We start from the raw sequence: 22,281 nt of genomic DNA, 5'->3' as shown, positions 1-22,281 counted from the left end.
GAGCAAGAAAAAAGACCAAAAAAAGGAGGCCGAGGAGGAAGAGGCCCATACCGGGAGGCGAACAGGCGGGGGTAGAGGGGGGGGGGAGCGCCACGTGTTTTTTTCCCCCCCACTCGCTGTCAGGCGGTCTTTGCCGGGTCCAGCGGGTCCGTGGCCACCAGGCGGTCACCGGCGAAGGCCAGCAACCAGCCGGTGCCCTTGTCGGTGGTGTGGTCCCGGGCCGGACCTGCCCCGGCCGCGCAGAGCAGGTCCAGCGCCCGGGGCAGCACCTTGCCCTGGCTGCACGCGGTGACCGGAAGCCCCTCGGCGGCCAGCTCGGCCAGTCGCCCCGCCGCGGCGAGCGCACACTCCGCCACCTCCTGCCCCGGTCTCGGCTCGTCGAGGTCCGAGTCCACCTCGATGGGCAGGTCCAGCAGCGCGGCCAGCGGATCCAGCGTCCGTACGCAGCGCAACGCCGAGGCGGACACCAGGCGTACCGGCCGGACCAGCGCGAGCAGCGGCGCCACCGCCACCGCCTGCCGAAGGCCGGTCGGGTCCAGCGGTCGGGCGGTGTCCGGCCCGCTCCAGGCGCCCCGCCGGTACGCGCTGGCGTGCCGCACCACGGTCAGCTCCGCCGTCACCGGCGGCAGGGCGGCGAACGCCCACAGCACCCGACGGTCGTGCGGATAGTTGACCAACTCGGCGGCCTCGGCCACGGGTAGCCAGCACAGGTCGTCCACCTCGGTCTCCGGCTGGAAACCACCGTGGCCGGCGACCCGCATCGCCCAGTAGTCGACCACCTTCGGGCGTCCCTCGCTCCGGTAGCGCACCCGGGGCAGCCGGAACTGCGGCACGGCCCGGACGTCCGCCTCCTCGGCCACCTCGCGGACGGCGGCGAGCAGCGGGTGTTCGCCCGGATCGAGTTTTCCCTTGGGCAGCGACCAGTCGCCGTACCGGGGCCGGTGCACCAGGCACACCTCGACGCGACCGCCCACCCGCCGGTGTACCACCCCACCCGCCGCCCGGATCGGCTTCACGGCAGCCAGCCGGTCCGGCTCGGTCTGGTGGCCCGTCGCCAGGCGGCCGGGAAGGCGGCTCGGGCCGCCCGGACGGCGGCCCGTTCCCGCTCGGCCAACCGGCCCGCCACCACGGCCACCGCGTGGTCGTCGGGCAGTTGCCCGGCCAGCGCCAACCAGGTGTCGGCGGCCACCGCGGCGTCCTGGTGTTCGCCCAGCACCCGTTGTACCCGGGCCAGTGCCCTGGCCAGGCGTCGCGGCCCGCCGCCGAGCACCGGCGCGACGGCGTCCAGGGCGTACCGGGCCTTCTTCGCGCTGATCCGGACGGCGTGCCAGCGGTGGTCGTCGTCCAGCGGGTCGAGGTTGCCGGCGGGTGGCCGGTCGCCAGCACCGTCCGCCAGCCGGCGCCACGGCTTGGCCGCCAGCCGGGGCAGCGCCCGGTCCGCGCGCTCGGTGGCGGCGGAATCGAGCGCGGGTCGCCGGGTGGCGTCGACCAGGGACCGGGTGAGCGCCAGGTAGCGGGCCGAACCCAGGGCCTCGGCCACCGCACCGAGCGCCCGGTCCTGCCGGGCCGCCAGTGGCGCGTCCAGCCGGTCGACGATGGACGGGTCCAGCTCGCTGAGCGGGTCGGCGGCGGCGGTACGCCGTAGCCGCTCGCGCAGCACCTCGGCGTCCCGGGCCTGCCCGAGCACGCCGGCCAGCCACTTCAGCTCGGCCCGCAGCGGTTCGCCGGAGCCGGTCGCCAGCAGCGGTCCGAAGGTGTGCAGGTCGCTGCGCAGGCGCCGGCAACCCACCCGCATCCGGTGTACGGGGGTGTCACCGTGGGGCAGCGGTGCGCCGAGTCGGACCAGCGGGTCGGATTCGAGGATCCGGGCCACGTCCGCGCGGATCGCCGCCACCGCCACATCCCCGGCGGTGGGCCTGGCCGGCAGTTCGCCGGGCGGCACCAGGTCCGGCGGGTCGGCGGCGGCCGGCCCCAACGCCCGGACATGCTTCGGCACGAAACCGCCGGTCGTGGCGCCGGCGGCCACGAGCGCCGCTTCCAGCCGATCGAGCAGATCCGTCCCACCCGCCCTGCGTTCGACCTCCACCTCGCGGAACGTCGCGCTGACCCGCTTGCCGGCCAGCACCTCGACGGTGTCGTCGGCGATCTCCGCGAGGGTCCGGTCGGTGGCGTCGCGTACGTCGTAAGCCCGTCGCACCGTCCGGACCACGGCGGCCGGCGCCAGCGGTGCCTCCCGGGCGTACGCGGTGACCAGCGCCACCAACTCGGCCGGGGGCGTGCCGCGCCGCCCGGCCCGGGACACCTCGTGGCGTACCCCCGTGGCCCCGGTGGGCAGCTTGACCGTCCACGGCAGCTTGTCGCCCCGGCGGTGCCGCAGCGACACCCCGGCTCGGGCCAGGCGCAGGTCCGGGGTGTCGAAGTAGGTGGCGGTCAGCGTCACGGCGGGCCGGGCGGTGATCCGGCAGCCGTCGGGGAGGCCGGCGGACAGGTCCGGCAGCACGAAGCCGGGTACGACGTCGTACTTGCGCTCCTCCTCCAGTGTCCGGTCCAGGCTGTTCATGGCTCAGCCGGTCGCCGGCTGGGTCGTGGTGCCCTCGACGCGGCGCAGCAGCGCCTCCTGGAGGGGCACCAGGGGCCGGTCGGGGGTGCCGACCCGGCGGTGCCAGTCGCCGTCCGCGGTCAACTCGAACGCCTCCACGTCGTCACTCATCGCGGTGCTGAGCACGTGGTCCAACTCGGCCCGGGCCACCGGGTCGGTGACCTGGACCAGGGCCTCCACCCGCCGGTCCAGGTTGCGGTGCATCAGGTCGGCCGAGCCGATCCAGAACTCCGCGGCCGACGGGTGTTCCCGGGACCCCTCGGCCGCCCCGCCGTTGCCGAACCGGAAGATCCGCGAGTGTTCCAGGAACCGGCCCAGGATCGAACGCACCCGGACATTGTCCGACAATCCCGGTACGCCGGGCCGCAGCGTACACATGCCGCGAATCAACAGTTCCACCTGCACGCCGGCCCGGGAGGCCCGGTAGAGCGCGTCGGTGATCTCCTCGTCGACCAGGGCGTTCACCTTGATCTGCACCAGTCCCCGGACGCCCAGCCGGGTGTGCTCGATCTCCCGCTCGATCCGCTCGATCAGCCCGGCCCGGATCCCGTGCGGGGCCACCAGCAGGCGCCGGTAGCCGGTCTGCCGGCTGTACCCGGTGAGCACGTTGAACAGGTCGGTCAGGTCGGCGCCGACGGCCGGATCGGCGGTCAGCATGCCGAAGTCCTCGTACAACCGCGCGGTCTTGCTGTGGTAGTTGCCGGTGCCGATGTGGCAGTAGCGGCGGATCTGGTTGCCCTCCTGCCGGACCACCAGCGCGGTCTTGCAGTGCGTCTTCAGCCCGACGAGGCCGTAGACCACGTGACAGCCGGCCCGTTCCAGCACCCGGGCCCAGCCGATGTTGGCCTGCTCGTCGAAGCGGGCCTTGATCTCCACCAGCACCACGACCTGCTTGCCGGCGGCGGCCGCCTCGATCAGCGCGTCCACGATCGGCGAGTCGCCGCTGGTCCGGTAGAGGGTCTGCTTGATGGCCAGCACGTTGGGGTCGGCGGCGGCCTGCTCGATGAACCGCTGCACGCTGGTGGAGAACGAATGGTACGGATGGTGCACCAGCACGTCACCGTCGCGCAGGGTGGCGAACACGCTGCGCGGCACCTCGCCCTCGGCCAGCCGGGGATGGGTGGCCGGCACGAACGGCCGTTCCTTGAGGTCGGGCCGGTCACACGCCTCGTACACCTGCCACAACGAGGCGAGGTCGAGCAGACCGGGCACCCGCAGCACGTCATGGGCGTCCATGTCCAGCTCGCGGACCAGCAGCTCCAGCATCTGGTCGGAGATCGAGGCGTCCACCTCGAGGCGTACCGGCGGTCCGAACCGGCGGCGGGCCAGCTCCCGTTCCAGGGCCTGGAGCAGGTCCTCGTCGCGGTCCTCGTCGACCTCGACCTCGGCGTTGCGGGTCACCCGGAACAGGTGGCACTCGTCCACCACCATCCCGGAGAAGAGCTGGCCGAGTTGGGTGCCGATCAGGTCCTCCACGGGCAGGAACCGGATCCCCGGCGCCTCCTGCTCGACCTGGACGAACCGGGGGACGTTGTTGGGCACCTTGACCCGGGCGAAGAACTGCGGACCGCCGTCCGGGTCACGCACCGCCACGGCGAGGTTGAGCGAACGACCCGAGATGTACGGGAACGGGTGGGCCGGGTCCACCGCGAGCGGGGTGAGCACCGGGAAGATGTGCTCCCGGAAGTAGACCCGCAGCCGTTCCCGCTCCGGGTCCGGCAGGTCACTCCAGCGCAGCAGGTGGATGTCCTCGGCCGCGAGCTTCGGCTGGACATCGTCCACGAAACAGCGGGCGTGCCGGGTGACCAGGCCGGTGGCCTTCTCGGCGATCAGTTCCAGCTGGGTCCGCAGCGGCATCCGGTCGCCACCGCGGACCGGCAGCCCGGCCTGCAACCGGCGTTTCAGCCCGGCGACCCGGACCATGTAGAACTCGTCCAGGTTGCTGGCGAAGATGGCGAGGAACTTCGCGCGTTCCAGCAGCGGGGTGTCCGGGTCCTCGGCCAGGGCCAGCACCCGGGCGTTGAAGTCCAGCCAGGAGACCTCGCGGTTGAGGAACCGGTCCTCGGGCAGCGGCTCGGGTACCGGCAGGTCGTCGCCGGGCAGCGGGATGTCGTCCCGGTCGGGCCCGCCGGGCAGCGGGAGGTCGTGCCGGTCGGGACCGGCGGACGGGTCGTCGGGAGTCGTGCCCCACTCGGTGGTGGGTTCGCCGTCCGGGGTGGCGCTCTCGTCGGTGACGGTCTCCCCGGAATCGGCTGTGCGGTCGGCTGCGGAGGGACTTGGGCGGCGGGCGGGCGGGCTCACGCTTCCATCATTCCCCGATCACGGTTAACGGAAAATGAACTCGGCCCGCTTTGCTCACCGGAAGGTCGGCAGCGTCACCCGACTGACCTGGCCGTCCGCGTCGTGCTCGATGCGTACCCGCTGGCCGAGCCGGAGCAGCCGCAGCCCCGACCTGTCGAAGGCGGCGGCCGGAAAGTCCAGCCGGCTGCCGTCGTCCAGCAGCAGCGTCCCGGACCGGGTCGCCGGGTCGAAGGTCGCCACCGTCCCCTGCATGGCTCGCACGGTACCCCACCTCACCGCCCCACCCGGGCCCTCCGGGTCGCCGCCGGAAACCGGCGGAGGGTCAACCGCCGAGGGTGGGGGTGGCGTACAACCGACCGGCGAGCGCGGCCGTGTGCCGGCCGAGCCCGAGCACCGCGGCGGCGGCCAGGTCCGCCGGGGTGTCCACGTCGCGACGCAGGCTCGGCCACGTGCCGCGCAGCGGCTCCGCGCCGGACCCGGCGTGCGCCGCCGCCGACTCCGGGCCGAAGTGCGGATCCAGCGGTACGCCCGGGGGCGCGGTCAGCAGCACCGTACCGGTGCCCGGGGTGTCCGCCACGAACCGCCGGCCGGCCGGTTCCGCCGCGGCGGCCCGGAGCGCGGCGGCCAACTCCACCGGGCGCAGCGCGGGCAGGTCGGCGGTGAGCGCCGCCACCGGGCGTTCGGCGGCCAGTTCGGCGCCGAGGGCGAATGCCCGGTTGAGCCCGCCTTCCGGGCCCTCGGGCACCAGACGTACGGCCAGCGGTTCGAGCGCCTCGGCCAGGCGGTCGTCGGCGGTGACCACCAGCACGTCGGCGACCTCCGGGCAGGCCACGGTCGCGGCGAGGGTGTCCTGGGCGAGGGCCAGGGCCAGCCGCTCGTGCGCCACCCCGTCGAGCGCACCGCGCAGCCGGGACTTGGCCGTGTCGAGGCGCTTGACCGCCACTACCGCCGTCCAGATCGGCTCACTCACACGGCAATCCTGCCAGCCGGCGTGCCCGGCGGCGCGGCCGACGTACCCCGCGCGGGGCCGAGGGTGCCCCCTCGCTGGCCACCACCGGGGCGAGCAGGCATGATTTCGCTGCGGGCGTCGCCGGGGGCGTCCGCGGTGGCGGTACGACAAGGAGGCATGGTGGCGCGGCGCAGGCTGGGGTTCTGGCGACGTCTCGTCGTCCTGTTGGTCAGGCCGGCGTTGCGGCTGTGGACCCGGCGCGAGTGGTCCGGCCAGGAACACCTGCCGCCCGAGGGCGGTGTGATCATCGTTCCCAACCACATCTCGCACGCCGATCCGTTGATCTCCGCCCACTACATCCACGACGCCGGTCGCTGGCCGCAGTTCCTGGGCAAGGCGAGCGTCTTCAAGGTGCCGGTGGTCGGCTGGATCCTGCGCCAGGTGCGGCAGATCCCCGTGGAGCGCGGCACGGTCGACGCGGCGCGCTCGCTCGACCAGCTCAAGGCGGCGGTCGAGGCGGGTGCCGCCGTGGTCATCTATCCGGAGGGCACCACCACCCGGGAACCGGAGCTGTGGCCGATGCGCGGCAAGACCGGTGCCGCCCGGCTGGCGCTGGCCACCGGCGCCCCCGTCGTCCCGCTGGCCATGTGGGGGCCCGAGCAGATCTTCGATCCCCGTACCAAGAAGGTCGACCTCCGACCGGGACTGCTGATGCGGGTCAAGGCCGGTCCGCCGGTGGACCTGAGCCGCTGGGCCGGGGCGAGCCCGACGAAGGCCATCCTCGACCAGATGACCGAGGAGATCATGTTGCGGATCCGCGACCTGGTCGCCGAGGTTCGCGGCGGCACCCCGCCGCCGCTGTGGTCCCGGGGTGGCCGGGCCGGGGCGGCCGGACGGACCGGCGGCGACGCCGGGTCGGCCAGCCGACCGGAGGAGCCCGAATGAGCCGGCACGCGGCGGTGCTCGGGGCCGGGAGCTGGGGTACGGCGTTCGCCAAGCTGCTCGCCGACGCGGGTCGGGATGTCGTCATCCTGGCCCGCCGCGAGCAGGTGGCCGCCGGCATCCGGTCGTCGGGCACCAACCCCGAGTACCTTCCCGGGCTCCGGCTGCCGGGACGGGTGACCGCGACCACCGATCCGGCCCAGGCCATCCCCGGCGCCGATCTGGTCGCCCTGGCCGTACCGTCCCAGACGATGCGCGGCAACCTCGCCGAGTGGGCCGGCTTCCTCGACCCGGACGCCACCCTGGTCTCCCTGATGAAGGGGATCGAGCTGGGCACCACCCGGCGGATGAGCGAGGTGATCGTGGAGACCGCCGGGGTGGCCGCCGACCGGGTCGCCGTGGTCTCCGGGCCGAACCTGGCCCCGGAACTCGCCGCCGAGCAGCCGGCCGCCACCGTGGTCGCCTGCTCCGACATCGACCGGGCCACCTTCGTGCAGCGGGCCATCGCCACCCCCTACTTCCGGCCGTACACCAACGACGACGTGACCGGCGCCGAGCTGGGTGGCGCGGTCAAGAACGTGATCGCCCTGGCGTACGGCATGGCCACCGCCATGGGGCTGGGACACAACACCCGGGCCATGCTGATCACCCGGGGGCTGGCCGAGACCGCGCGGCTGGGAGTGGCGCTCGGTGCCGACCCACTGACCTTCGCCGGCCTGGCCGGAATGGGCGACCTGGTGGCCAGCTGTTCGTCACCGCTGGCCCGGAACCGGACCTTCGGCGAACACCTGGGCCGGGGCGAGACGCTGGAGCAGGCGCAGGCCGCCACCCGACAGACGGCGGAGGGCGTGAAGAGCTGCCTGTCGGTCCGGGACCTGGCCCGGACGCACGGGGTGGAGATGCCGATCACCGAGCAGGTCGAGCTGGTCTGCCACGAGGGGGTCCTACCCCGGGTGGCGATGGCCGCGCTCATGGCCCGCTCGCCGAAACCGGAATGACCGGCGTGGGCCCCACGACGGACGACCCGACCGCCCACCCGGCCCGACGGACGGCGCCGGGGGATGACCAGGTCCGGGGGCCGGCGCCGGGGGACGGCACCCGGTGCGTACACGCGGGGTTGCCGGAGCCGGAACCGGGGCAGCCGTTCCTGCCCGGCCCGGTCTTCGCGGCGCCGTACCACCTGGACCCGGTGGTGGGCCCGGCGGCGGCCCCCGACGGGTACGGGCGGCCGGACAATCCGACCCGCCGGCTGCTGGAGGCGGCGATCGGCGAGCTGGAGGGCGGCGAGTGCCTCGCGTTCGCCAGCGGGCAGGCCGCGATCACCGGGCTGCTGCTGGCGCTGCTGCGCCCCGGTGACCGGGTGGTACTGCCCGCCGACGGCTACTTTCCGGTCCGGGCCTTCGCCGCCGACACCCTGCGGGAACTCGGGGTGGACGTCACGCTCGTACCCACGGCCGGGCCGTACCCGGATCTCGCCGGCGTCCGGCTCGTACTGCTGGAGACGCCCGCGAACCCCGGCCTCGACGTGTGCGACATCGCGGAGTTGGCCGCCCGGACCCGGGCCGCCGGCGCGCTGCTCGCGGTGGACAACACCACCGCCACACCGCTGGGCCAGCGCCCGCTGGACCTCGGCGCCGATCTGGTGGTGGCGTCCGGCACGAAGGCGCTGACCGGCCATTCGGACGTGCTGCTGGGTTACCTGGCCAGCCGGGACACCGCGCTGGTCGAGCGGGTACGCGGCTGGCGCACGATGACCGGCGGCATCCCCGGCGCCTTCGACGCCTGGCTCGCGCACCGCTCGCTGTCCACCCTGGATCTGCGGCTGGCCCGGCAGTCGGCGAACGCGGCGGCGCTGGCCGCCGCCCTGGCGGCCCGGTCCGACGTACGCGGGGTGCGGTGGCCGGGGCTGCCGACCGACCCGGCGTACCCGGTGGCCTCGACCCAGCTGCGGCGGATCCCCGGCGTGCTGGGCTTCGACCTCGGCGACGCCGACCGGGTGGCGGCGTTCCTGCGGGCCAGCCGGCTGATCTTCGCGGCGACGTCCTTCGGCGGTACGCACACCACGGCGGACCGGCGGGCGCAGTGGGGTGACGACACGTCACCGGGGTTCATCCGGCTCTCCTGCGGCATCGAGGACACCGCCGACCTGCTCGCCGACCTGACGGCGGCGCTCGACGCCGCGCTGGGCACGGTGTCCGACGCCGCGCCGGACACGGTGCCCGACGCCGCGCCGGACACGGTGCCCGACGCCGCGCTGGGCACGGTGCCGCCGCTGGCCGGCTGAGAGTCGATCATGCCGGTCCGGCCGACGATCCTGCCGTGACCGGCGTAGTGCGCCGACCAGCGGGAGTAGCCATGACACCGTCACCCACCGCCGTCCGCTCGGCCCTGGTCGCGAGACTGCGGGCCGCCGGCTGTGTCTTCGCCGAGGACGAGGCCGAGCTGCTGCTGACCGCGGCCGGCACGCCCGAGGCGGTGGAGTCGCTGGCCGCCCGGCGGATCGACGGGGAACCACTGGAGCAGATCCTCGGCTGGGCCGAGTTCTGTGGGCTGCGCGTCACCGTGACGCCGGGGGTCTTCGTACCCCGGCAGCGCACCGCGCTCCTGGTGGCGACGGCGGTGTCCGTGGCCGGTACCCGGCCGGGCGTGGTCGAGCTGTGCTGCGGCTCCGGCGCCATCCTGCTGGCGGTGGCGAGCCGGCGTACCCCGGCCTGGTCGGTGGCGGCCGACGTCGATCCGGCGGCCGTCGAATGCGCCCGGCGGAACCTCGCCGGACTCGGCACCCGGGTGCTCGTCGGCGATCTGTTCGACCCGCTCCCGACCGAACTGCGGGGGCGGGTTGACCTGCTGCTGGCCAACGCGCCGTACGTGCCGGCGGACGAGATCGCGTACCTGCCGCCGGAGGCCCGGCTGCACGAGCCGGCCAGCGCGTTGAGCGGTGGCCCGGACGGCCTGGCGGTGCTGCGCCGGATCGCCGAGGAGGCCCCGCGCTGGCTGGCCCCGGGCGGCCACCTGCTGGTCGAGGCGGCCGTCGGGCAGGTCGAGGAGCTGCACCGGGTGCTGGCCGGGTACGGACTGGAACCCGCGGTACGGCACGACGAGGAGCTGGGCGGCACGGTGGTGACCGGCCGGTTCGACGGCTGAGCCGGCCGGTACGACGGCTGAGCCGGCCGGTTCGACGGTTGAGAAGGGGCCCCTGCACATCAGAATGCGATAACAAGGGGCCCTTCCTTGCAGCTGGGCTACTAGCATTCGGCTCACACGGCGGCCGGCGGCCGTTCGGGAGGGCGGAATGATGGACAGCGTGCGGCTACCGGTGGTGGTGGGTCTCGACAACGGTGGTACCAGCAACAACGCCACCGTGCTGGACTCCGCCGGCCAGTTCCTGACCGACCGGATGGTCGAGACGCCCAGCCGGGTCCACGAGGGTCCGACGGCGGCCGTCGAGGCGTTGGCGCAGGCGATGGACGCGGTGCTGGCGAGCGTCGGGGTGGCCCGGGACGCGGTCCTCGGGGTGGGCCTCGACTCGCCCGGTCCGGCGAGCGCGGACGGCGTCATCTCGTCCAAGGGCTCGACCAACTTCTCCGAGCCGGAGTGGCGCGGCTTCGACTTCCGGGGCGCCCTGGCGGCCCGGCTCGGCCTGCCGGTGATCTACCACAACGACGGGAACGCCGCCGCGCTCTACGCGCACCACGTGTTGTTCGGGGCCGAGGCGGGCGAGCGGTCGTCGGTGTCGGTGGTCGTGGGTACCGGGCTGGGCGGCGGGCTGGTGGAGAACGGCCGGGTGATCTCCGGCGCCGCCGGCATGGCCGGCGAACTCGGCCACGTCCACCTGCCGCTGGACGGGCTGCTCGAACCCGACCAGCCGATTCCGGCCTGCGGGTGCGGGTTCGTCGGCGACGTCGAGAGCATCGCCTCGTTGACCGGCATCGCCCGCAACCTGCTGCCGTACTGGCTGACCCGCTACCCGGACCACCCGCTGGCCGCGCTCGGCTCGCTCGACGAGGCGGCCAAGAAGGTCCGGGGGTACGGCGTGAACGGCGACGAGATGGCGTTGCGGATCTTCGGGCAGCAGGCCGCCGCGCTCGGCCGGCTGTTCACGCTCACGGCCAACTTCACCGACCCGCACGCCTACTTCCTGGGCGGTGGGGTGGTCGAGGCGACGCCCGAGTTCGGCCGGTGGTATCTCGACCAGGTTCACCGGCACACCGCGCTGCGTGCCGAGCAGGCCGCGGTGGCCCGGTTCGCCCTCGTACCCGATCTGGACGCCGCTGGCGCCCGGGGTGTCGCCATCGCCGCCATGACCGCCCTCCGGCGCTGACCCCGGGGGTAAGGAAGGGCCCCCTGTTATCGCTTTTTGTATAGGAAGGGGCCCTTCCAAACAGGGTCTCGGCCGTAACGCCCAGACTGATCGGAGCGGGGCGCGTGGTACGCCCTAGGGCGTGGACCGGGTGGGCGGGGCCGCCGCGAACGCCGACCAGGCGCCCGCGGAGAACCACAGCACCGGACCGGTGATGTCCTTCGAGTCGCGTACGCCGACCTCGTCGGGGGCGAGCGAGACCTCGACGCAGGCTCCGTTGTCGCCGCTGCGACTGCTCTTGCGCCAGCCGGGCTGTTCCGGTTGGGGGGTTTGGTTCGACACGTCAGCGTCCTTTCGTGTGGCGGGCGATCAGGTCCCGGCTGGCGTCCGGGCTCAGCGCGACCGCCCGCAGGTTCTCCATGACCCTGGTACAGGTGCGCAGATCGGCCGGACGGTCCAGGGTGAGCTGTCCGGCGACCGTCTCGACCGAGGCGAGAATGGGATCGGTCGGATCCGCGAACTCCAGGATGTGCAGCGAACCGCCGGTGCCTCGGTGGTACCCGGCGGACAGCGGCACCACCTGCAACGTGACGTTGGGCAGCTCGCCGATCTTGATTAGCTGGTTGAGTTGCGCCGCCAGGACGTCGGTGCCGCCGACCGGCCGCAGCAGCGTGGCCTCGTCGAAGATGGCGTCGAGCAGCGGCGGTTCGGGTTCGGTCAGCCGTTGCTGGCGGCTCAGCCGGGCCTGTACCCGCTGCTCGACGGCCTCGTCGGAGAGGGTGTTGGGGGCCCCGCGCATCACCGCCCGGATGTAGTCGGCGGTCTGCAGGAGGCCCGGGATCACGCAGGGTTCGAAGTTGGCGATCGCCGTCGCCTCGGACTCCAGGGCGATGAAGTCCAGCGTGCGCCGGTCGAGCACGTCCGAGTAGGACTGCCACCAGCCGGGGATGCGGATCTCCCTGGCCAGCCGGACGGCCGCGGTCGTCTCGTCCTCGCCGGCGCGGTAGAGGTTGAGGAGCGCGCGTACGGTCGCCGGGCTGACCAGCGTCTGCGCGTTCTCGTACCGGGACAGGGTGCTGCGGGTGCTGTTGATCTCGTCGGCCGCTTCTTCGAGGGTGAGGCCGGCGGCCTCGCGGAAGGAGCGGAGCGCGAAGCCGAGACGGCGGGCGCGGGCGGTCTTCGGTGCCATGCGCCGATACTGGCATAGACAAACGGGAATGCGCGCGTGAAAGAACGTCCGTGAGAGAGGGCCCGTGAGAGAACGCCCGTGAGAGTTGCATTCACGTTTTCCGATGGGTCAGGGTGAGAAGGCACCCTCACCGCCAGTGGTCGCGTGGACGGTGGCGGTGGGTGATGGGGGATGAGGTACACGGCGGTCGGGTCGTCTCCCCGTACCCGATCGTCGTGTGCCCACCGCCGCAGCCTGGAGGATCGATGATGATCTCGACCAGTTCCCAGCGTCCGGCCGGTGGCCCAGGGCGGACCGGTACGTCGTGGTGACCCGCTTCCTCGTGGTGCTCACCGACGTCCGCCCCCTGGGCGAGGCCGGTCGGGACGAGCGGGTCGACCCGGAGCGGCGCCGGCAGGTGGTGGGCGCCACCGACCGGGAGGCCGCCGATCGCATCGCGGGCGCCTTCATGGCGCTGGGCATGGTGCGGGCCGGCCGGCAGCGGGTGAAGGTGATCGAGGTCGGCCGGAGCCGGGCCAGCCGGCGACCCGGCCGAGCCGGACCAGCCGGCGACCCGGGCTGACCCGAGCCGGCCGACCGGATCCGGCATGATCCGGCCGGTCGCCTGGCGGGTCGCCGGCTGACCCCCGGTGCGGTGGCCCGGCTGATCCCCCGACCGGCTCCCCGGCCGGTCGTCTGGCGGGTCGCCGGCTGGCCCCCCGGGCGGTGGCCCGGCTGATCCACCCGGATGGCGACCCGGGTGGATCAGCCGGGTTTGCCGGCCGGCTGCGTGGTTAAACGCCGAACGGTTCCGGAGCGGTCGACGCGGGACGGCTCCGGAGTGCCACCGTCGCCCTGTGTGGTCGGCGCCCGATCACGCCGGGGACGGCCAGGCCGCTGGCCTACGCGAGGGTAGTCTCACCTGCGAACCGGCCCGACCCGACCCGGCGCACCGGGTGCGACCGCCCGACCCGCCGCGGTCGCGCGAACGAAAGGTGAGCTGAGTGAGCAGCCCAGGCAAGACCCGTGTCGCCGTCGTCTTCGGGGGTCGTAGCCCCGAGCACGGCATCTCGGCCGTCAGTGCGGGAAGCGTCATCGCCGCCCTCGACCCGGACGAGTACGAGGTGGTGCCCGTGGGGATCACCCGAGCCGGCCAGTGGGTGCTGGCCAGCGGCGAGCCGGAACAACTGGCCATCACGAACCGCCGGCTACCGGAGATCACCACGGAGACCGGATCGGCGGTCGTGCTGCCGGCCGATCCCACCGGCAACGGGCTGCTGGTCCTCGACCCGGCCGAGGGACCGCGCGCGCTGGCCGGCGTGGACGTGGTCTTCCCGGTGCTGCACGGCGCGTACGGCGAGGACGGCACCATCCAGGGCCTGCTGGAGATGGCCGGCGTTCCCTACGTCGGGTCCAACGTCTTCGCCTCGGCGGCCGCCATGGACAAGGAGTTCGCCAAGAAGCTCTGCGCCGTCGAGGGCATTCCGTCCGGCCCGTACGCCGTGCTGCGGGCGGGCGCGACGCTCGGCGAGGACGACAAGGAACGGCTGGGACTGCCGGTCTTCGTGAAGCCGGCGCGGGCCGGGTCGTCCTTCGGGATCACCCGGGTGACCGACTGGGCCGACCTGGACGCCGCCGTGGCTACCGCCCGGGAGATCGATCCCAAGGTGCTGGTCGAGGCGGCCATCGTCGGCCGCGAGATCGAGTGCGGCGTGCTGGAGAACGAGACCGGTGGCGCTCCCGAAGCCTCGCTGCTGGCCGAGGTGCGGGTGGTCAGCGACCACGACTTCTACGACTTCGAGGCCAAGTATCTCGACGACTCGTGTGAGTACGACATCCCGGCGAAGCTGCCCGACGGGGTCACCGCGCAGATCCGGGACTACGCCTGCCGGGCGTTCACCGCGCTGGACTGCGCCGGACTGGCCCGGGCCGACTTCTTCGTCACCCCCGAACTCGACATCTACCTCAACGAGGTCAACACGATGCCCGGGTTCACCCCGACCTCGATGTTCCCCCGGATGTGGGCGGCCGCCGGCCTGGAGTATCCCAAGCTGGTCAACCGGTTGATCCGTACCGCCCTGCACCGGGGAGTGGGCCTGCACTGAGCCGCCGACGGTCGTACCGCCGGTGCGCTCGCCCGGCTCAGCCGGTGCAACCGCTCGGTACCGGTCCGGTGCCGTGCGGCACGGCCTCGACCGCGGCGGTGGAGACCGGGGCCGCCCACTGGAGCGCCTCCGTGTACTGCCGGGGCACGCTCAGCTCGACCGGTGCCTCCCGGTCGAGGGTGGTCAACACGACCCGGTCCGGCTGCTCGACCGGGTACCAGCAGACCCCGTTGACCTCGTACACGTCGTCGGTGGGCGCGGGGTGTACCGCCGGGACCCCGCACCGGACCGTCAGCGCCGGGTCGCCGTACGCGGCGTTCTGCTCGGGGCCGGCGGTCACCGGCCGCTGCGCCAGGTCGTGCAGGGTGGCCGGCAGCCTGGAGACCAGCGCCCGGCACACCGTGGCCGGGCGCTGGGCGAGGGCCGCCGCGGCCACCGGCACGGGCGCGCTCGACTGGGCCCGGGGCGTCGCGGAGGCCCCCGGCTTCACCGGTGGGGTGGTGTGCGGCCGCAGTGCCGTCACGGCCACGACCCCGACGACCAGCGCCAACGGTACGGCGATCGCGGTGGCCCACAGCGCCGCCACCCGGCCGGTCCGGTCGGGACTCGAAGGGACGTTCCGGGTCATCTACAGTCGCACCACGGAACACGTGAGGGTGCGGGTGATACCGGGTACCAGTTGCACCTTGCTGACGATCATCTTTCCCAACTCGTCAACGGTGTGCGCCTCGGTGAGGACCACCACGTCGTACGGGCCGGTGACGGCATCCACCCGGACCACCCCGGGGATTCCGCCGATCTGCCCGGCCACGTCACGCGCCCGGCCGACCTCGGTCTGGATGAGGATGTACGCCTGGACCATGATCCGACTCCCGTCCGCCGCCGAGCGGCTCGCCCGTGAAAATACCGTACTGACCGGGTCGGATCGCTACTGGAGGGTATCGGAGGGCACTGTGCGTGAGGTGACGGCGGCGAGGCGCCCCGGCTCGACAGCGCGGCGGCGACCGGGGACGCCCGAGTGAGCATCGCGGAGTACGGCGAGTTCGGGCTCATCGACCGGGTGACCGCGCGGCTGGAGCCTGGAGGCTCCTGCCTGCTCGGTCCCGGCGACGACGCCGCCCTGGTGGCGACGCCGGACGGCCGGGTGGTCGCCGCCACGGACGTGCTGGTGGACGGGCGGCACTTCCGACGGGACTGGTCGAGCGCCGTCGACGTGGGGCACCGGGCCGCCGCGGCCAACCTGGCCGACATCGCGGCCATGGGAGCCGTCCCGACCGCGCTGCTGGTGGCCCTCTGCATCCCGCCCGACCTGCCGGTGGAGTGGGTGGAAGGGCTGGCCGACGGGCTGACCGCCGAAGCCGCGAAGGTGGGCGCCGGGGTGGTCGGTGGCGACATGTCGGCCAGTCCGACCCTGACCGTGGCGGTCACCGCGCTCGGTGACCTGGCCGGTAGGGCTCCGGTCGTCCGGTCCGGAGCCCGGCCCGGTGACGTGGTGGCGCTGGCCGGGCGGACCGGACACGCGGCGGCCGGCCTGACCGTGCTGTCCCGGGGCTTCCGGACGCCCAAGCTGCTGGTGGGGGCGTACCGGCGGCCGGAGGTGCCGTACCTGGCGGGTCCGGTGGCGGCCCGGGCCGGCGCCACCGCCATGATCGACGTGTCGGACGGCCTGCTCGCCGATCTGGGGCATGTGGCGAAGGCCAGCGGGGTGGGCATCGATCTGCGCCGGGCCGACTTCGAGGTGCCGCCGCAGCTGCGTGACGCCGCCCGGGCACTGGGCGTGGACCCGTACGACTGGCTGCTCGGCGGCGGCGAGGACCACGCGCTGGCGGCGACGTTCCCGGCGGACGCGACCCTGCCCGACGGATGGCGGCCGGTCGGTCGGGTCCACCGGGGCAGCGGGGTGACGGTGGACGGGCAGCCGTACGCCGGGCCGGCCGGCTGGGACCACTTCCGCTGATCAGCACGGTCGGTCGTACCCTCGAATCCATGTCCGAGATCGAGATCAAGACCGTCCGGTACGACGACCCGGTGGCGCGCGGGTTGGTCACCGCGGCCCTCGCCGACCTGGGCGAGCGGTACGGCGGCACCGGCGACGACACCCCGGTGGCGGCCACCGACTTCGACCCGCCGGCCGGTGCCTTCCTGGTCGCGTACCTCGGTGGCGAGCCCGTCGGGTGCGGCGGCTGGCGCGGTCACGGCGAAGCCGGCGAGGACGCCGAATTGAAGCGGATGTTCACCACCCGGGCGGCCCGGGGCCGGGGCGTCGCCCGAGCGGTGCTCGCCGCGGTCGAGCACTCGGCCCGGGAGCACGGCCGCAAGCGGATCATCCTGGAGTGCGGGGACAAACAGCCCGAGGCGATCGCCCTGTACGAATCCAGTGGCTACGAGCGGATCGAGAACTTCGGCTACTACCGCGACGCTCCCGGCTGCCTCTCCTTCAGCCGCCCCCTCTAACCCCCAACCCCCCACCCCCCCGCGCCCCGCGCCCCGCGCCCTGCGCCCCGCGCCCTGCGCCCCGCTGGGTTGATCATGAAGTTACCGCCACGACACGCCGAGCGGCGCGGCGGTAACTTCATGATCAACGGGGGTCAGCGGGGTCAGGTGGGGGGCGGGGTCAGGTGGGGGTGGCTGGGGTGTGCGTACGCAGAGAGCCGCCGGGTCGCTTGGACCCGGCGGCTGCTCGGTGAGATCGGGTGACGCCTGGGGCGTCAGGCGCGGGTGACCTTGCCCGCCTTGATGCAGGAGGTGCACACCTGCAGCTTCTTGGTGGTGCCACCACCGGCCGGGGTCCGCACCGACTGGATGTTCGGGTTCCAGCGGCGGTTGGTCCGCCGGTGCGAGTGGGAAACGTTGTGGCCGAAGCCCGGCCCCTTGCCACAGACGTCGCACACGCTAGCCACGGGATACTCCTGAAGTCTGAATCGTTCGTGAGGTCGCCGGCAGGTGCTGCCCGGGCAACCTGGCCAGGTTACCCGATGCCCCTGGACGCCGGCCAATCGGCTCCGGCCGGGCCGGTACCCCTGCGCCGGCCGGGCTGGTGACCGACGTGCCGGCCGGGCTGGTGCTCGCCGTGCCGGCCAGGCTGGTGGGCTGGTGACCGACGTGCCGGCCGGGCTGATCATCGACCCGCTGGGGCGGCCGGGCGTCGGGCGGGTGTCGGGGCGCGCCAGTAGGCTTCTCGCCGTGCTGGAGACCCTCGACGCCGCCGCCGTACGCCGGTGGTGTTCGGGTGGGCTGACCGCGCTGCGTCGGCACCAGACCGAGATCGACGAGCTGAACGTCTATCCGGTGCCCGACGGCGACACCGGGACGAACCTGGTGCTCACCCTCACCGCCGCGCAGCAGGCGCTCGCCGCCCAGCCCGACGATGCCCGGCCCGATGCCGCCAGGTCCGACGGTGCCGCCGAGTCCGACGGTGCTGCCAAGTCCGACGGTGCCGCCGAGTCCGACGGTGCCCGGCTCGATGCCGCCGAGTCCGAGGATGCCGTGCCGGGGGCGGCGTTGTCGCCGGCCCCGGCGCTGCGGTTGATGGCCAGGGGCGCGCTGCTGGGTGCCCGGGGAAACTCCGGTGTCCTCGTCTCGCAGATTTTCCGGGCGTTCGCCGACACGCTGGCCCAGGTGACCCCGGTACGCGGCCGGGCGCTCGCCGCCGCGCTGCGGGCGGCAACCACCGCGGCGTACGGGGCCGTGGCCAACCCGGTCGAGGGCACCCTGCTCACCGTCGCCGCGGCGGCCGCGCGTGCCGCCGCCGGGGTGGACAGCGACGACCTGCGTACGGTGGCCCGGGCCGCCGCCTCGGCGGCGGCCGACGCGCTGGCGCACACCCCGGAGCAGCTTCCGGCGCTGGCCCGGGCCGGGGTGGTGGATGCCGGCGGGCGCGGGCTCTGCCTGCTGCTCGATGCCCTGGTCGAAACCGTCACGGGCGCCGCCCAGCCGGCCGGTGTCCCGGTCGCGGCGGATCGCCCGGCGGCCAACGGTTCCACCGGCCACGGTTCCACCGGCCACGGTTCCGCCGGGACGGGATCCGGCACGTCGTGGGCCGGGGGTCGGGCCGGCAAGCCGTTCCGGGACGGGGTGCCGACCGGCGGGACCGTCCGGTCGGGGGCGCCCGACGGCCCGGTCCCGCAGGGGTACGAGTACGAGGTGCAGTACCTGATCGACGCCGAGCCGGACGCGATCCACCGGCTCCGGGCGGTACTCACGGACCTCGGCGACTCGCTGGTCGTGGCCGGAGGCGACCCGGCTGGTGTTGCCGGCCCGGGCGCCGCTGCCGACGCCGTGTCCACCTGGAACGTGCATGTTCACGTCAACGACGTGGGTGCCGCCATCGAGGCCGGCGTGGTGGCGGGCCGGCCGTACCGGATCTCGGTCAGCCGGTTGGTCGACGACGGTCCCGGGCCCGACGAACGGCGCGGGCCGACCACGCCCGCCGGTCGGGACCGGGCCGCGATCGTGGTGGCGGCCGGTGACGGGCTGGCCCGGCTGCTGGCCGCCGAGGGGGCCACGGTGGTGGACGGCAACCCGTCGACCGGGGAACTGCTCGCGGCGATCCGGGCCACCGGTGCCAGCCGGGTGGTGGTGCTGCCGAACGATCCGAACACCCGCGCGGTGGCGGACGTCGCGGCCCAGGAGGCGTACCGGCACGGGGTACGGGTCAGCGTCGTACCGACCCGCTCGCCGGTGCAGGCGTTCGCCGCGCTGGCCGTCCGGGATCCGGAGCGGCGGTTTGAGGACGACGTGATCGCGATGGCCGAGTCCGCCGGGGCGTGCCGGTACGGCGAGGTCTGCCATGCCTCGCGGGAGGCGCTGACGGTGGCCGGCCGGTGCCAGCCCGGTGACGTGCTCGGGCTGGTGGAGGGCGAGGTGAACCTGATCGGTGTCGACCTCACCGATACCTGCCGGGCGTTGCTGGACCGGATGCTCGGCGGTGGTGGTGAACTGGTCACCCTGCTGATCGGCGCGGGTGCCCCGGACGGCCTGGAGGAGGCGCTGCGGTCGTACCTGTCGGCGCACTGGCCGTTCGTCGAGATCCAGGTCTACGACGGCGGTCAGCCCAACTATCCGCTGCTGGTGGGTGTCGAATGAGGTCGGGAGACGCCGGCGGCCAAGGGGCCACGGCGGGGCGTACGCCCGGTCTGGTGCGGACGGGCGGCCCGGTGGTCGCGGACGTGAGGAGTGGCCGGTGAGCGGGACGGAGGCGGCGACCACGACGCTGGAAACGCCGTTGAAGAAACTGGTCGGCGACAAGACCGCGAAGGCGCTCGCCGCGCACCTTGAGCTGGTGACGGCGGGCGACCTGCTGTACCACTTTCCGCGCCGGTACGACGAGCGCGGCGAGCACACCGACATCCGGTCGCTGGAGGTGGGCGAGCAGGTCACCGTGCTGGGCCAGGTGCAACGCACGGCCGTACGCCCGATGCGCCAGCGCCGGGGCAACCTGCTCGAGGTGACCGTGGGGGACGGCTCCGGCGGCTCGTTGACGCTCACCTTCTTCGGCAACCAGGCCTGGCGGGAGCGGGACCTCAAGCCCGGCCGGTGGGGGCTGTTCGCCGGTAAGGTCACCGAGTTCCGCGGCAAGCGCCAGCTCAACGGCCCGGAGTACGTGCTGCTCGGCGCGGGTGCCACCGACGGCGAGGCGGCGGCCACGGACGAGATCGAGGAGTTCGCGGGTGCGCTGATCCCGGTCTATCCGGCTGCCGCCGCGGTGCCGACCTGGGTGATCGCCCGCTGCGTCCGGGTGGTGCTGGACACCCTCGCGCCGCCGCCCGACCCGCTGCCGCCGACCCTGCGGGTCAGCCGTAACCTCGCCGATCTCGGCACCGCGCTGCGCGAGATCCACCGGCCGTCGACCAAGGAGGAGTTGTACCGGGCCCGCCGCCGGCTCAAGTGGGACGAGGCGTTCGCCGTACAGCTGACCCTGGTGCAGCGTAAGCACCGCGCGGCGTCCTGGCCGGCCAGGCCCCGACCGCGCCGGGACGACGGGCTGCTGGCCGCTTTCGACGGGCGCCTGCCGTACGAGTTGACCACCGGCCAGCGGGAGGTGGGGGAGGAGATCGCCGCCGACCTGGGCGTGGCGCATCCCATGCACCGGTTGTTGCAGGGCGAGGTGGGCTCCGGCAAGACCGTCTGCGCGCTGCGCGCGATGCTCCAGGTGGTGGACGCGGGCGGCCAGGCCGCGCTGCTGGCCCCCACCGAGGTGCTCGCGGCCCAGCACAGTCGGGGGGTACGTGACCTGCTCGGCCCGCTGGGCCGGGCCGGTGAACTCGACGGTGACCCGCACGGCACCCGGGTGACCCTGGTCACCGGGTCGCTCGGCGCCGCCGCCCGCCGCCGCGCGCTGGCGGAGGTCGCCGCCGGGGAGGCCGGCATCATCATCGGTACGCACGCCCTGCTCTACGAGGGGGTCGACTTCGCCGACCTCGGGCTCGTGGTGGTGGACGAGCAGCACCGGTTCGGCGTCGAGCAGCGGGACGCGCTGCGGGCCAAGGCCGAGCAGCCGCCGCACGTGCTGGTGATGACCGCCACCCCGATTCCCCGTACGGTCGCGATGACCGTGTACGGCGATCTGGAGACCTCCACCCTGGCCCAGTTGCCGCGCGGCCGGTCGCCGATCGCCTCACACGTGGTGCCGGCGGCGGAGAAGCCCGCGTACCTGGACCGGGCCTGGCGCCGGCTCCGCGAGGAGGTGGCCGCCGGACACCAGGCGTACGTGGTGTGCCCCCGGATCGGTGAGGCCGGCGCGGGCGGCGAGTCGGACGGGGCGGGCGACGAGTCGCCGCCGGCCGACGAGTCGGCCCGCCGGCCGCCCATGGCGGTCACCGAGGTGGCCCCGCTGCTGGCCGACGGACCGCTGCACGGGCTGCGGATCGGCGTGCTGCACGGCCGGCTGCCGGCCGACGAGAAGGACTCGGTGATGCGGGCCTTCGCGGCGGGTGAGCTGGACGTGCTGGTGGCCACCACCGTGGTGGAGGTGGGGGTTGACGTGCCCAACGCCACCGTGATGATCGTGCTGGACGCCGACCGCTTCGGGGTGTCCCAGTTGCACCAGCTGCGGGGCCGGGTCGGCCGGGGTTCGGCGGCCGGGCTGTGCCTGCTGGTCACCGAGGCCGGCGAGGACACCCCGGCCCGGGAGCGGCTGGACGCGGTGGCCTCCACCACCGACGGCTTCCGACTCGCCGAGCTGGACCTGGAGCAGCGCCGCGAGGGTGATGTGCTGGGCGCCACCCAGTCCGGCCGGCGCTCGCACCTGCGGCTGCTGTCGCTGCTGCGGGACACCGACCTGATCCGGGACGCCCGCGCCGAGGCGATCGAGTTGCTCGAGGAGGATCCCGAGTTGGCCCGCCATCCGGCGCTGGCCGATTCGGTCGCCGCCCTGGTCGACGAGGAACGCGCCGAATACCTCGAAAAAGGCTGACCCGGCCACACCCTTCCCCGCCCCGCACCCTTCCCTGCGTCCGCACCCCGCACCCGCACCCGCACCTCGCGTCGCGCCTTTCCCGCACCCTGCGCCCTCCCGGGCATCCCGCACCCCGTGCCCTCCCGGGCATCCCGCACCCCGTGCCCTCCCGGGCACCCCACGCCCTCCTGGGCACCTCCTGCTCCACCCCTGCCTGACCGCGCACCTCCGCCGCCCCCTGCCGGACCGTGGGCCCACTGCGAGATCAACACAATGTCGGCGACATCGGGGGGTTGGCCTCGCTGGGATCCCCCGATATCGCCGACATTGTGTTGATCTTCGCGCCCGCCGAGCCATGGCGAGGGCGAGGGCGGGGAAGGTGGTGGGCGCGGGCGGGGAAAGGGGGAGGGGGGGGGGGGGGTGGGGGGGTGGGGGAGGCCCCGTCCCCCGCTCCCCCTATCCCCACCCCCACCTTTTGTTTTCCTGTGGTGAGTGGGGGTCCCTGCCTATGGAAACAACGA

The 22,281-nt window shown here is 73.9% G+C and carries 20 protein-coding genes and 2 pseudogenes; 12 read left to right on the top strand and 10 right to left on the bottom strand.

Going from position 1 to position 22,281, the window contains the following annotated elements:
* Positions 1 to 119 precede the first annotated feature (119 nt).
* The 5 genes from ACXN5W_RS27915 to cofC form a co-directional block, all read right to left on the bottom strand.
* Complete coding sequence (locus ACXN5W_RS27915) at positions 120 to 1,025, bottom strand: NUDIX domain-containing protein (protein ID WP_473161363.1); 906 nt, start codon at positions 1,023 to 1,025, stop codon at positions 120 to 122.
* Positions 1,013 to 2,560 carry a CYTH and CHAD domain-containing protein gene (locus ACXN5W_RS27910; RefSeq protein ID WP_473161359.1) on the bottom strand — a complete coding sequence of 516 codons (1,548 nt, stop codon included), beginning with the start codon at positions 2,558 to 2,560 and terminating at the stop codon, positions 1,013 to 1,015. Before ACXN5W_RS27910 ends, ACXN5W_RS27915 begins: the two co-directional genes overlap by 13 nt.
* 3 nt (positions 2,561 to 2,563) lie before the next feature.
* Positions 2,564 to 4,900 carry an RNA degradosome polyphosphate kinase gene (locus ACXN5W_RS27905; protein WP_473161358.1) on the bottom strand — a complete coding sequence of 779 codons (2,337 nt, stop codon included), beginning with the start codon at positions 4,898 to 4,900 and terminating at the stop codon, positions 2,564 to 2,566.
* A gap of 54 nt (positions 4,901 to 4,954) precedes the next feature.
* Positions 4,955 to 5,152 (bottom strand): cold-shock protein, encoded by a 198-nt coding sequence (locus ACXN5W_RS27900; protein WP_473161357.1) that lies wholly within the window; start codon positions 5,150 to 5,152, stop codon positions 4,955 to 4,957.
* Between the two features lie 70 nt (positions 5,153 to 5,222).
* Positions 5,223 to 5,870, bottom strand: coding sequence for a 2-phospho-L-lactate guanylyltransferase (gene cofC / locus ACXN5W_RS27895; protein ID WP_473161356.1), 648 nt, complete (start codon positions 5,868 to 5,870; stop codon positions 5,223 to 5,225).
* Positions 5,871 to 6,029: 159 nt separating this feature from the next.
* Here cofC and ACXN5W_RS27890 point away from each other — a divergent pair, with 159 nt between their 5' ends.
* From ACXN5W_RS27890 to ACXN5W_RS27870, 5 genes and pseudogenes are all read left to right on the top strand, one after another.
* A complete protein-coding gene (locus ACXN5W_RS27890) occupies positions 6,030 to 6,794 on the top strand; it encodes a lysophospholipid acyltransferase family protein (RefSeq protein WP_473161355.1) in 765 nt (254 codons plus the stop codon).
* Positions 6,791 to 7,789, top strand: a complete 999-nt coding sequence (locus ACXN5W_RS27885; protein WP_473161354.1) for an NAD(P)H-dependent glycerol-3-phosphate dehydrogenase — start codon at positions 6,791 to 6,793, stop codon at positions 7,787 to 7,789. Before ACXN5W_RS27890 ends, ACXN5W_RS27885 begins: the two co-directional genes overlap by 4 nt.
* A gap of 5 nt (positions 7,790 to 7,794) precedes the next feature.
* Positions 7,795 to 8,973: pseudogene (locus tag ACXN5W_RS27880) on the top strand (cystathionine gamma-lyase); the annotation flags it as partial.
* Positions 8,974 to 9,146: 173 nt separating this feature from the next.
* Positions 9,147 to 9,935 carry a putative protein N(5)-glutamine methyltransferase gene (locus tag ACXN5W_RS27875; RefSeq protein ID WP_473161353.1) on the top strand — a complete coding sequence of 263 codons (789 nt, stop codon included), beginning with the start codon at positions 9,147 to 9,149 and terminating at the stop codon, positions 9,933 to 9,935.
* A 151-nt stretch (positions 9,936 to 10,086) separates the two neighbouring features.
* Complete coding sequence (locus ACXN5W_RS27870; RefSeq protein WP_473161362.1) at positions 10,087 to 11,112, top strand: ROK family protein; 1,026 nt, start codon at positions 10,087 to 10,089, stop codon at positions 11,110 to 11,112.
* Between the two features lie 114 nt (positions 11,113 to 11,226).
* Here ACXN5W_RS27870 and ACXN5W_RS27865 read toward each other — a convergent pair whose 3' ends face one another.
* Positions 11,227 to 11,433, bottom strand: a complete 207-nt coding sequence (locus ACXN5W_RS27865) for a DUF397 domain-containing protein (RefSeq protein WP_473161352.1) — start codon at positions 11,431 to 11,433, stop codon at positions 11,227 to 11,229.
* Between the two features lies 1 nt (position 11,434).
* The gene (locus ACXN5W_RS27860; protein WP_473161351.1) at positions 11,435 to 12,280 is read right to left on the bottom strand and encodes a helix-turn-helix domain-containing protein; all 846 of its coding nucleotides are present in this window, start codon (positions 12,278 to 12,280) and stop codon (positions 11,435 to 11,437) included.
* A gap of 307 nt (positions 12,281 to 12,587) precedes the next feature.
* Between ACXN5W_RS27860 and ACXN5W_RS27855 the strand changes: the two genes are divergently transcribed.
* Positions 12,588 to 12,842: a hypothetical protein gene (locus ACXN5W_RS27855; protein WP_473161361.1), complete on the top strand. Its 255-nt coding sequence runs from the start codon at positions 12,588 to 12,590 to the stop codon at positions 12,840 to 12,842.
* 421 nt (positions 12,843 to 13,263) lie between these two features.
* A complete protein-coding gene (locus tag ACXN5W_RS27850) occupies positions 13,264 to 14,364 on the top strand; it encodes a D-alanine--D-alanine ligase family protein (RefSeq protein WP_473161350.1) in 1,101 nt (366 codons plus the stop codon).
* A 37-nt stretch (positions 14,365 to 14,401) separates the two neighbouring features.
* On the opposite strand, the gene ACXN5W_RS27845 is transcribed toward ACXN5W_RS27850, so the two are convergent.
* On the bottom strand, positions 14,402 to 14,992 hold the full coding sequence (locus tag ACXN5W_RS27845; RefSeq protein WP_473161349.1) for a DUF3515 family protein: 591 nt from the start codon (positions 14,990 to 14,992) through the stop codon (positions 14,402 to 14,404).
* A complete protein-coding gene (locus ACXN5W_RS27840; RefSeq protein ID WP_473161348.1) occupies positions 14,993 to 15,226 on the bottom strand; it encodes an Lrp/AsnC ligand binding domain-containing protein in 234 nt (77 codons plus the stop codon).
* A gap of 156 nt (positions 15,227 to 15,382) precedes the next feature.
* Here ACXN5W_RS27840 and ACXN5W_RS27835 point away from each other — a divergent pair, with 156 nt between their 5' ends.
* Complete coding sequence (locus ACXN5W_RS27835) at positions 15,383 to 16,321, top strand: thiamine-phosphate kinase (RefSeq protein ID WP_473161347.1); 939 nt, start codon at positions 15,383 to 15,385, stop codon at positions 16,319 to 16,321.
* Between the two features lie 29 nt (positions 16,322 to 16,350).
* Positions 16,351 to 16,818, top strand: a complete 468-nt coding sequence (locus ACXN5W_RS27830; protein ID WP_473161346.1) for a GNAT family N-acetyltransferase — start codon at positions 16,351 to 16,353, stop codon at positions 16,816 to 16,818.
* 254 nt (positions 16,819 to 17,072) lie between these two features.
* Here ACXN5W_RS27830 and rpmB read toward each other — a convergent pair whose 3' ends face one another.
* A complete protein-coding gene (gene rpmB, locus ACXN5W_RS27825) occupies positions 17,073 to 17,264 on the bottom strand; it encodes a 50S ribosomal protein L28 (RefSeq protein WP_013284551.1) in 192 nt (63 codons plus the stop codon).
* Between the two features lie 283 nt (positions 17,265 to 17,547).
* On the opposite strand from rpmB, the pseudogene ACXN5W_RS27820 reads away from it, so the two are divergent.
* The 3 genes and pseudogenes from ACXN5W_RS27820 to recG form a co-directional block, all read left to right on the top strand.
* Positions 17,548 to 17,763 (top strand): annotated as a pseudogene (locus tag ACXN5W_RS27820) (DAK2 domain-containing protein); the annotation flags it as partial.
* Positions 17,764 to 17,850: 87 nt separating this feature from the next.
* A complete protein-coding gene (locus ACXN5W_RS27815; RefSeq protein ID WP_473161360.1) occupies positions 17,851 to 19,449 on the top strand; it encodes a DAK2 domain-containing protein in 1,599 nt (532 codons plus the stop codon).
* A 97-nt stretch (positions 19,450 to 19,546) separates the two neighbouring features.
* Entirely contained in the window at positions 19,547 to 21,778 is a 2,232-nt protein-coding gene (gene recG, locus ACXN5W_RS27810) for an ATP-dependent DNA helicase RecG (RefSeq protein WP_473161345.1), read from the top strand.
* The last annotated feature ends 503 nt before the right edge of the window (positions 21,779 to 22,281 follow it).

This window comes from Plantactinospora sp. A48 (assembly GCF_055793945.1).
Note: the sequence above shows the minus strand (reverse complement) of the source record. Positions and strands in the feature narration are given on the sequence as shown.

Excerpts from the sequence above, each read along its gene's own strand:
- ACXN5W_RS27845 (WP_473161349.1), bottom strand. The coding sequence starts at position 14,992 with ATGACCCGGAACGTCCCTTCGAGTCCCGACCGGACCGGCCGGGTGGCG.
- ACXN5W_RS27900 (WP_473161357.1), bottom strand. The coding sequence starts at position 5,152 with ATGCAGGGGACGGTGGCGACCTTCGACCCGGCGACCCGGTCCGGGACG.
- ACXN5W_RS27870 (WP_473161362.1), top strand. The coding sequence starts at position 10,087 with ATGGACAGCGTGCGGCTACCGGTGGTGGTGGGTCTCGACAACGGTGGT.
- ACXN5W_RS27875 (WP_473161353.1), top strand. The coding sequence starts at position 9,147 with ATGACACCGTCACCCACCGCCGTCCGCTCGGCCCTGGTCGCGAGACTG.
- ACXN5W_RS27885 (WP_473161354.1), top strand. The coding sequence starts at position 6,791 with ATGAGCCGGCACGCGGCGGTGCTCGGGGCCGGGAGCTGGGGTACGGCG.
- ACXN5W_RS27910 (WP_473161359.1), bottom strand. The coding sequence starts at position 2,560 with ATGAACAGCCTGGACCGGACACTGGAGGAGGAGCGCAAGTACGACGTC.
- ACXN5W_RS27860 (WP_473161351.1), bottom strand. The coding sequence starts at position 12,280 with ATGGCACCGAAGACCGCCCGCGCCCGCCGTCTCGGCTTCGCGCTCCGC.
- ACXN5W_RS27840 (WP_473161348.1), bottom strand. The coding sequence starts at position 15,226 with ATGGTCCAGGCGTACATCCTCATCCAGACCGAGGTCGGCCGGGCGCGT.
- ACXN5W_RS27830 (WP_473161346.1), top strand. The coding sequence starts at position 16,351 with ATGTCCGAGATCGAGATCAAGACCGTCCGGTACGACGACCCGGTGGCG.